Source organism: Streptomonospora halophila (assembly GCF_039542725.1).
GTDB classification, from domain to species: Bacteria; Actinomycetota; Actinomycetes; order Streptosporangiales; family Streptosporangiaceae; genus Streptomonospora; species Streptomonospora halophila.
Map to the genome: position 1 here is coordinate 40,794 of NZ_BAABIK010000035.1, position 7,583 is coordinate 48,376.

Sequence of the window (7,583 nt, forward strand, 5' to 3'; positions counted from 1 at the left end):
CCCCGCGGTCCGCGCCGTGTCCCCGGGTGCGCTGTTCGCCACCTGGTGCCCGGGGCACGGATCGCGGGTACGCGGCGGATGGCGGAGCGCGGCCCGAGGCGGCCGGCTCCGCCGAGCGGCACGGATGTGCCCACCCCGGCGCGTACCGGGGCGGCGGCCGCCCGAACGGCGCCCGGGCGGCCACTGCCGCGGCCGGCGCGCACCAGCGGTGCGCGCCGGCCGCCACGGCCCGGCGGACTGCCGTGATCACTCTCGGCGCATACTCTGATGCACGTGCACGAGGCGTCGAAACCGGGTTCGACCAGGGGTTGCCCGCGGTCGGAATAAAGCATACTGTAGCCCGTATACAAAGTCTGTGACCTGGCTTACATGATTCGAGGTGACCGGGGACGTGGACCTGCACTTCCTGGATGCTGTGCCGGAGGACTCCGAGCGTGAGGCCGTGGACGCCGTCCTGGGCCCACCGGAGTCGGGGTGGGACGGCGGCACGCGCCAGGCCTCCGATCTGCGCTTCGCCGAGGGCGGCCACGCCGCCCGCGGCAGGCGCGACCTGCTGCTGCCGGCCCTGCACGCTGTCAACGACCGCGTGGGCTGGATCAGCCCCGCTGCGCTCGACTACATCTGCCGTCGGCTGACGATCCCGCCGGCCGAGGCCTACGGCGTCGCGACCTTCTACGCCATGTTCTCGCTCAAACAGCGCCCGCGCCGGGTGGTGCACGTCTGCACCGACATCGCGTGCGCTGCCAAGGGGTCCGAGGGCCTGTGCGCGGCGCTGACCGAGCGCGCCGGAGGACCGGGCACCGAGGGGGGCGAGTTCACCTGGCACGAGAGCCCGTGCCTGGGCCTGTGCGAACGCGCGCCGGCCGCGGTCTCGCTGGAGGCCGGCGACCCGCCCCGCTACAGCGTCGCCGCGCCCGCCGCGGCCGACGACATCGTCCCCGCTCCGGGCGAGGTCCCCGCGGCGGAGGCCGGCACCTCCGGCCCCTCGGCCAACGGGCACGGCCCCTCCCTCAACGGCGGCCGCCCCCGGCGGCGCGCCACCTTCTCCCCGACGACGCTGCCCGGCCCCGCGCCGGAGCCGCCCGCCGGCGAGGCCGTTCCCCAGGCGGGCGAGGCCGACCTGGTCCTGCTGCGCCGCATCGGCGTGGTCGACCCCGCCAGCCTGGACGACTACCGGGCCAACGGGGGCTACGCCGCCCTGCGCGAGGCACTGCGCATGGGGCCCAGCGCCGTCATCCGCGAGGTCTCCGACTCCGGCCTGGTCGGGCGCGGCGGAGCGGCCTTCCCCACCGGCCGCAAGTGGGACGGCACCGCCAAGCGGCCCGAGACCCCCCGCTACGTCATCTGCAACGCCGACGAGAGCGAGCCGGGCACCTTCAAGGACCGCGTCCTCATGGAGGGCGACCCCTTCTCGGTCGTCGAGGCCCTGACGATCGCCGGCTTCGCCAACAACGCCAACCACGGCTACATCTACATCCGCGGCGAGTACCCGCGGGCGCTGTCGCTGCTGGAGAACGCGATCGAGCTGGCGCACGCGCGCAACCTGCTCGGGCGCGACATCCTCGGATCCGGGTTCGACTTCGACATCGAGATCCGCCGCGGCGCAGGCGCCTACATCTGCGGCGAGGAGACCGCGATCTTCAACTCGATCGAAGGGCTGCGCGGCGAGCCCCGCAGCAAGCCGCCCTTCCCGGTCGAGCGCGGCGTGTTCGGCAAGCCGACCGCGATCAACAACGTCGAGACCCTGGTCAACGTGCTGCCGATCATGATGATGGGCGGCCCCGCCTACGCCGCGATCGGCACCGGCCGCTCCACCGGACCCAAGCTGTTCTGCGTGTCCGGCTCGGTGGAGCGCCCCGGCGTCTACGAGGTCCCCTTCGGCGCCAGCCTGCGCGACCTGATGGACATGTGCGGCGGTGTGGGCACCGGCCCCGACGGCCGGCCCCGCCTGCCGCGCGCGGTGCTGCTGGGCGGCGCCGCCGGCGGGTTCGTGCGCGGCGACGAGCTGGACATCCCCCTCACCTTCGAGGGGGCGCGCGAGGCCGGGGCCACCCTGGGCTCGGGCGTGATCCTGGTCCTCGACGACACCGTCGACCTGGCCGCGATCCTCGTGCGCATCGCGGCGTTCTTCCGCGACGAGTCCTGCGGGCAGTGCGTGCCCTGCCGGGTGGGCACGGTCCGCCAGGAGGAGGCGCTGGTGCGGCTCGCGCAGGACGCGGGGCCGCGCCGCACCGACATCGCGCTGCTGCGCGAGGTGGGCGAGGCCATGCGCGACGCCTCGATCTGCGGCCTGGGCCAGACCGCGTGGAACGCGGTGGAGTCGGCCATCGACCGGCTCGGCGTCTTCGGTCCGCAGGAGGAACAACCCGTAAAGGAGGCCCGGTGAGCACACCGGTTGTCATTGGGGCGCCCCGCCGCCTGGTCGAGGTGACCATCGACGGCCAGGAGGTGCGCGTTCCCGAGGGCGCGACCATCCTGGACGCCTGCGAGGCCGTGGGCACCGACGTACCGACCCTGTGCTACGGCGACACCCTCACCCCGCGCAACGCCTGCCGGGTGTGCGTGGTGGAGGTCGAGGGGGCGCGCACGCTCGCGCCGGCCTGCTCGCGCAAGGTCGAGGACTCCATGTCGGTGGCCACCGACTCCGAGCGCGTCCGCCACAGCCGCAAGATGGTGCTGGAGCTGCTGGGCTCGTCGGTGGACCTGTCCACCACACCCGGCGTCCCCGAGTGGAACGAGCGCTACGACGCCCGGCCCGACCGGTTCGGCCCCCGGGCCGAGCCCGCACGGATGGGCGAGCGCGACGCCCGCCGCGCAGGCGAGCACGAGGCCGGCGACGGCGCGACCGCCGCCACCGTGGAGCAGCCCACCAAGGTCGACAACGATCTCTACGTGCGCGACTACGGCAAGTGCATCATGTGCTACAAGTGCGTCGACGCCTGCGGCGAGCAGTGGCAGAACACGTTCGCGATCGGCATCGCCGGCCGCGGGTTCGACGCCCGCGTCTCCACCGAGCACGACTTCGCGCTGCCCGACTCCGCCTGTGTCTACTGCGGCAACTGCATCGAGGTCTGCCCCACCGGGGCGCTGTCGTTCCGCACCGAGTACGAGATGCGCCAGGAGGGCACCTGGGACGAGGAGCGCCAGAGCGAGACCACCACCGTGTGCACCTACTGCGGGGTCGGCTGCAACGTCACCCTGCATGTGCAGGACAACGAGATCGTCAAGGTCACCTCGCCGCACGACAACCCGGTGACGCACGGGAACCTGTGCATCAAGGGGCGGTTCGGCTTCCAGCACGTACAGCAGAGGCGCCACGACTGACGCCGGCGCGGCCCGTTCTCCGCGGGCCGCCGCCGTCAGCCCGGCGCAGCGGACGGAATCCGTTCCGCCCGCGACCGAGACGGGCGGAACCCGCACCGGACGCGACTGAGAACGGACCGGAACGGGAATGCCACCCGAGTCGGGGACAGCACGCCGGGCACAGGAGGCCCCGAGGGGCCTCCGGAAAGGGGCAGGGCCATGGGACGGGTCACGGTCCGCGAGCGCATCCTGCGCATCCGGGACGGCGCCGCCGACGAGCGCGCCGACACCCTGGTGGCCGAGGAGCCGCTGGAGATCCGGATGAACGGGCGTCCGCTCACCGTCACGATGCGCACGCCGGGACACGACTTCGACCTGGCGGCGGGCTTTCTGGTGAGCGAGGGCGTCATCACCGGCCCCGACCAGATCGCGACCATCCGCTACTGCGCCGGCGCCACCGACGACGGCTCCAACACCTACAACGTCCTCGACGTCGTTCTGGCACCCGGAGTCGCGGTGCCCGAGGCGTCGCTGGAGCGCAACTTCTACACCACCTCCTCCTGCGGAGTGTGCGGCAAGGCCAGTCTGGAGGCGGTCACCACCGTCGCCCACTGGTCGGTCGCCGAGGACGCGCCCCTCTTCGAGGTCCCCGTCCTCTCGCGGATGCCCGAACGCCTGCGCGAGGCCCAGCGGGTCTTCGACCGCACGGGCGGCCTGCACGCGGCGGGCCTGTTCACTCCGGAGGGGGAGCTGCTCTGCGTGCGCGAGGACGTCGGCCGGCACAACGCGGTCGACAAGCTCGTGGGCTGGGCCCTGCGCGAGGACCGGCTGCCGCTGCGCGGCAGCGCCCTGATGGTCTCGGGCCGGGCCTCGTTCGAGCTCGCGCAGAAGGCGCTGATGGCGGGAATCCCGATGCTGGCCGCGGTCTCCGCGCCGTCGTCGCTGGCCGTGGAGCTGGCGGCCGACTCCGGGCTGAGCCTGGTGGGATTCCTGCGCGGCGCCTCGATGAACGTCTACGCCGGCCGGCATCGGATCACCCTGGAGACGGCGTCCACGACGCCTATGGCGGCCCCAGGGTGAGTCAGCCGACCGGGCCGGTAGGCGGGGACCGGCCGGCGTGCACCAGCCCCCTGCGCCGGCCGGTCCCGACACTTACCGCCGCCGCGCCCGGCACCGGCGTTCGCGCTGCGCCGGGCGCGGCGCCCGCGTCCTCCCGGCCGCCCGCGCCTACTCGGGCTTTGCCGCCTTCTTGGCCGCCTTGGCGCTCTTCTTGAACGCGCGCACCTCGGCCAGTGTCTGCTCGTCGACCACGTCGGCGATGGAGCGGCGCGCGCCCTCCTCGCCGTAGTCGCCCGCGGCCTCGCGCCAGCCCGGCGCGCGCAGGCCCCGCTGCTTGCCCAGCAGCGCCAGGAAGATCCGCGCCTTCTGGTCGCCGTAGCCCGGCAGCGACTTGAGCCGCTTGAGCACCTCGCGGCCGTCGGGCTCGCCCGAGGTCCACACCGCGGCGGCGTCGCCGCCGTAGTGCTCGACGAGGTAGCCGCACAGCGACTGGATGCGGGCGGCCATCGACCCGGGGAACCGGTGCACGGCCGGCTGGCGGGCGCACAGCTCGGCGAACTCTTCGGGATCGGTGCGTGCGATCGCGCCGGCGTCGAGCCCGCCCATGCGGTCGGCGATCTTCTTGGGCCCGGCGAAGGCGACTTCCATCGCCACCTGCTGGTCCAACAGCATGCCGACCAGCAGCGCCAGCGGGTCCGACGCCAACAGCGCGTCGGCTTCGGGTTCCTGGACGAGGTGCAACGAGGTCATGGCGCCATTGTCCCAGGAGAGGGCGCCGGCGGCACGCCGCGCCGGGGCGGGTCGGCGGCCCGCCGCACGGGCCTCGCTTGCGCTCCACCGCTCCGGCGCCGTCCGCCCCGGCGTCGGCGGTCATACGGCGCAGGGCCCGGGTGAGGTCTCCGGACGTCGGCGCGCGCTCGGATCGATGCCGTGCTGGACGAGCATGCCGATGAGCAGGGACAGGAATCCGCCGAAGGCGCGCGCCTCCTCGGGGTCGGCCCCGGGGCCGGCGCCGAACCCGAACCACGCTCCCAGCGCTCGGCGGCCCTCCTCGTAGCCGTCGGCCAACCGCGCGCGGACGGACGGAGAGTGCCGCGACCGGGCCGGCGCCTCGATGCCGTCGCGCCAGTCGCCCGCCGAGTCGGCGCAGGTGGCCGCGATCCGCTCCCAGGCCGTGCGGAAGCGGTCGACGGAACCGGCGCCCCCACGGCGGAGGGTGCACCCTCCTACAGCGGTCCCTCCAGGCCGCCCTCCAGCGCATCGGCCCAGTCCCCGACCATGCCGATCAGCGCAGCGCTGAGCACGCGGGCGGGGGCGGGGCGGACGGGGTGCGCCGCCGGCGGTGGCGGGGGCGGCGCACCCCGCGGTCGAGGACTCCGCGCCGGCGCCCCCTCAGGCGCCGGCGCGGAGGTCGGCGCCGCGGTCAGGAGTGCTCGCGCGGGACCAGGGTGTAGTCGGGGAAGTTGCCGGGCGGTCGCTCGCCGACCGGGCCGCGGCTGACCGCGTGGACCAGCAGCTTCCCGCCGACGAAGGCGCCGCGCCAGGAGGCGCCCCAGCCGCCGAACATCTCGTCGCGGTCGCCGCGCGAGCGCGGCTTGTTGATGCCGACCTTGAAGGCGCGCACCTCCGCGGCCAGGCGCGCGCCCAGGTCGGGGTCGTCGGTGGAGATCGTGGAGACCAGGGCGCCGTTGCTGGCGTTCATGGCCGCCATCAGCTCGGCCTCGGTGTCGACGAGCACGATGGAGTCGGCCGGCCCGAAGGGCTCGGCGTGGAACAGCGGCGAGGAGCGCGGCGGCTCCAGCAGCGAGACCGGCGCGACGTAGGCGTCGGTGTTCTGGCCGGGCAGCAGCAGGGCGTCGTCCGGCGAGCCGCGGTAGAGCGGAACCGCCCCTCCCGCGATGGCCTCGCTCACCTGGGCGGTGAGGTCCTTGGCCTTGGCGGCGTTGATCAGCGGGCCGAAGTCCAGCTCGGGCAGGTCGTCCTCGGCCGAGGCGACGGCCAGCGGGTGGCCGAAGCGCACCGAGGCCACCGCGGGCAGGTAGGCGCCCAGGAACCGGTCGAACAGGGAGCGCTGCACGACGAACCGGGGGTAGGCGGTGCAGCGCTGCTTGGCGTAGTCGAAGGTCTTGCGGACCTGGCCGGCGAAGGTGTCCCAGTCGCTGTACTCCCACACGCCCCAGCAGTTGAGCCCCTCCTGCTCCAGGATGTGCGGCTTGCCGAGGTCGGCGAGGTCGGTGGCGACCTGGCCGCCGGTGTCGCGGCCGCCGATGAAGGACACGCAGCCGATCTCCGGCGAGCGCACGAGCACCGGCGAGAGGTCGCGGCCGCCGCCGCTGACGAGCGTGAAGGGCAGGCCCTCGCGCGCGGCCAGGGCGACGGCGAGCGTCAGGCACACCAGGCCGCCGTCGGTGGGGGTCTTGGCGATGGCGGCGTTGCCGGCGAGCGCCTGCACGCACATGGCGTGGGTCAGCACGCTCATCGGGTAGTTCCAGCTGGCGATGTTGCTGACCGGCCCCTCCAGGGGAGCGCGGCCCTCCATCATGTCCTCGATCTGTTCGAGGTACCACTCCACGCCCGACACGGCGCGGTCGACGTCCTGGCGCGCCAGCCGCCACGGCTTGCCGATCTCCCAGACCAGCGCGAGCGCGAGCGTGTCGCGGTGCTCGGTCCAGGCCTCGACGGTCGCGCGCACCCGCGCGCGCCGCTCCTCCAGCGGCGTGACGCGCCAGGCGCGGTGCTGGTCGGCCGCCGCGCGCACGGCCGCCTCGGCGGTGTCGGCGCCGACCATCGGAGGGCCGGCGATCTCGGTGCCGTCGACGGGCGAGACGGCCAGCCGCGGCTCGCCGTCGGCCCGCCAGCGGCCGCCCCAGTGGTTGTACACCCTCTCGGCTGCGAACGCCTCGGGGGCGATCTCGCGGCAGCGCTGGTACAGGGTGGTCCATTCGGTCCCGGGCTTGAGCATGAGGGTCATAGGGTTCCCCTGGTGGTTGCGGTGCTGCTCGAAACTGCGGAGCCGGCGGCCGCGCGGCCGCCGGCCCTAGTCAACGGTCCCCCGAAGTCCTCGTCCGCGGCCACGGCCGCGGCGTGCGCTCTTCGGCGACTCTTCACGGAAACGGGACGTGCGGCGATAGTTAACAGAGCGAGCGGGCGATCTCGGCCGTCTCGGTGGGGGTTTTGCCGACCTTGACGCCGGCCGCCTCCAACGCCTCCTTCTTCGCCTG

Annotated in this window: 6 protein-coding genes; 3 read left to right on the forward strand and 3 right to left on the reverse strand. The window is 74.0% G+C overall.

The annotated features are described in order from the left end of the window. The first annotated feature begins 391 nt into the window (after positions 1-391). The 3 genes from ABEA15_RS22595 to fdhD all read left to right on the forward strand — a co-directional run bounded on the left by ABEA15_RS22595 (position 392) and on the right by fdhD (position 4,383). Positions 392-2,386: an NAD(P)H-dependent oxidoreductase subunit E gene (locus ABEA15_RS22595; RefSeq protein WP_345558879.1), complete on the forward strand. Its 1,995-nt coding sequence runs from the start codon at positions 392-394 to the stop codon at positions 2,384-2,386. Further along, positions 2,383-3,324 (forward strand): 2Fe-2S iron-sulfur cluster-binding protein, encoded by a 942-nt coding sequence (locus tag ABEA15_RS22600; RefSeq protein ID WP_344142860.1) that lies wholly within the window; start codon positions 2,383-2,385, stop codon positions 3,322-3,324. The genes ABEA15_RS22595 and ABEA15_RS22600 overlap by 4 nt, the downstream gene beginning before the upstream one ends. Positions 3,325-3,522: 198 nt before the next feature. Then, the gene (fdhD, locus tag ABEA15_RS22605; protein ID WP_345558871.1) at positions 3,523-4,383 is read left to right on the forward strand and encodes a formate dehydrogenase accessory sulfurtransferase FdhD; all 861 of its coding nucleotides are present in this window, start codon (positions 3,523-3,525) and stop codon (positions 4,381-4,383) included. A gap of 147 nt (positions 4,384-4,530) precedes the next feature. On the opposite strand, the gene ABEA15_RS22610 is transcribed toward fdhD, so the two are convergent. From ABEA15_RS22610 to ABEA15_RS22620, 3 genes are all read right to left on the reverse strand, one after another. Continuing rightward, on the reverse strand, positions 4,531-5,112 hold the full coding sequence (locus ABEA15_RS22610) for an HhH-GPD-type base excision DNA repair protein (RefSeq protein ID WP_344142858.1): 582 nt from the start codon (positions 5,110-5,112) through the stop codon (positions 4,531-4,533). 120 nt (positions 5,113-5,232) lie between these two features. Beyond that, positions 5,233-5,430, reverse strand: a complete 198-nt coding sequence (locus ABEA15_RS22615) for a hypothetical protein (protein WP_345558873.1) — start codon at positions 5,428-5,430, stop codon at positions 5,233-5,235. 355 nt (positions 5,431-5,785) lie between these two features. Beyond that, positions 5,786-7,333, reverse strand: coding sequence for an aldehyde dehydrogenase family protein (locus ABEA15_RS22620; protein WP_344142855.1), 1,548 nt, complete (start codon positions 7,331-7,333; stop codon positions 5,786-5,788). Positions 7,334-7,583: the final 250 nt, after the last annotated feature.

What these genes read in the sequence shown, in the direction of transcription:
- fdhD (WP_345558871.1), top strand. Translation starts at nt 3,523, where the DNA reads ATGGGACGGGTCACGGTCCGCGAGCGCATCCTGCGCATCCGGGACGGC.
- ABEA15_RS22620 (WP_344142855.1), bottom strand. Translation starts at nt 7,333, where the DNA reads ATGACCCTCATGCTCAAGCCCGGGACCGAATGGACCACCCTGTACCAG.
- ABEA15_RS22610 (WP_344142858.1), bottom strand. Translation starts at nt 5,112, where the DNA reads ATGACCTCGTTGCACCTCGTCCAGGAACCCGAAGCCGACGCGCTGTTG.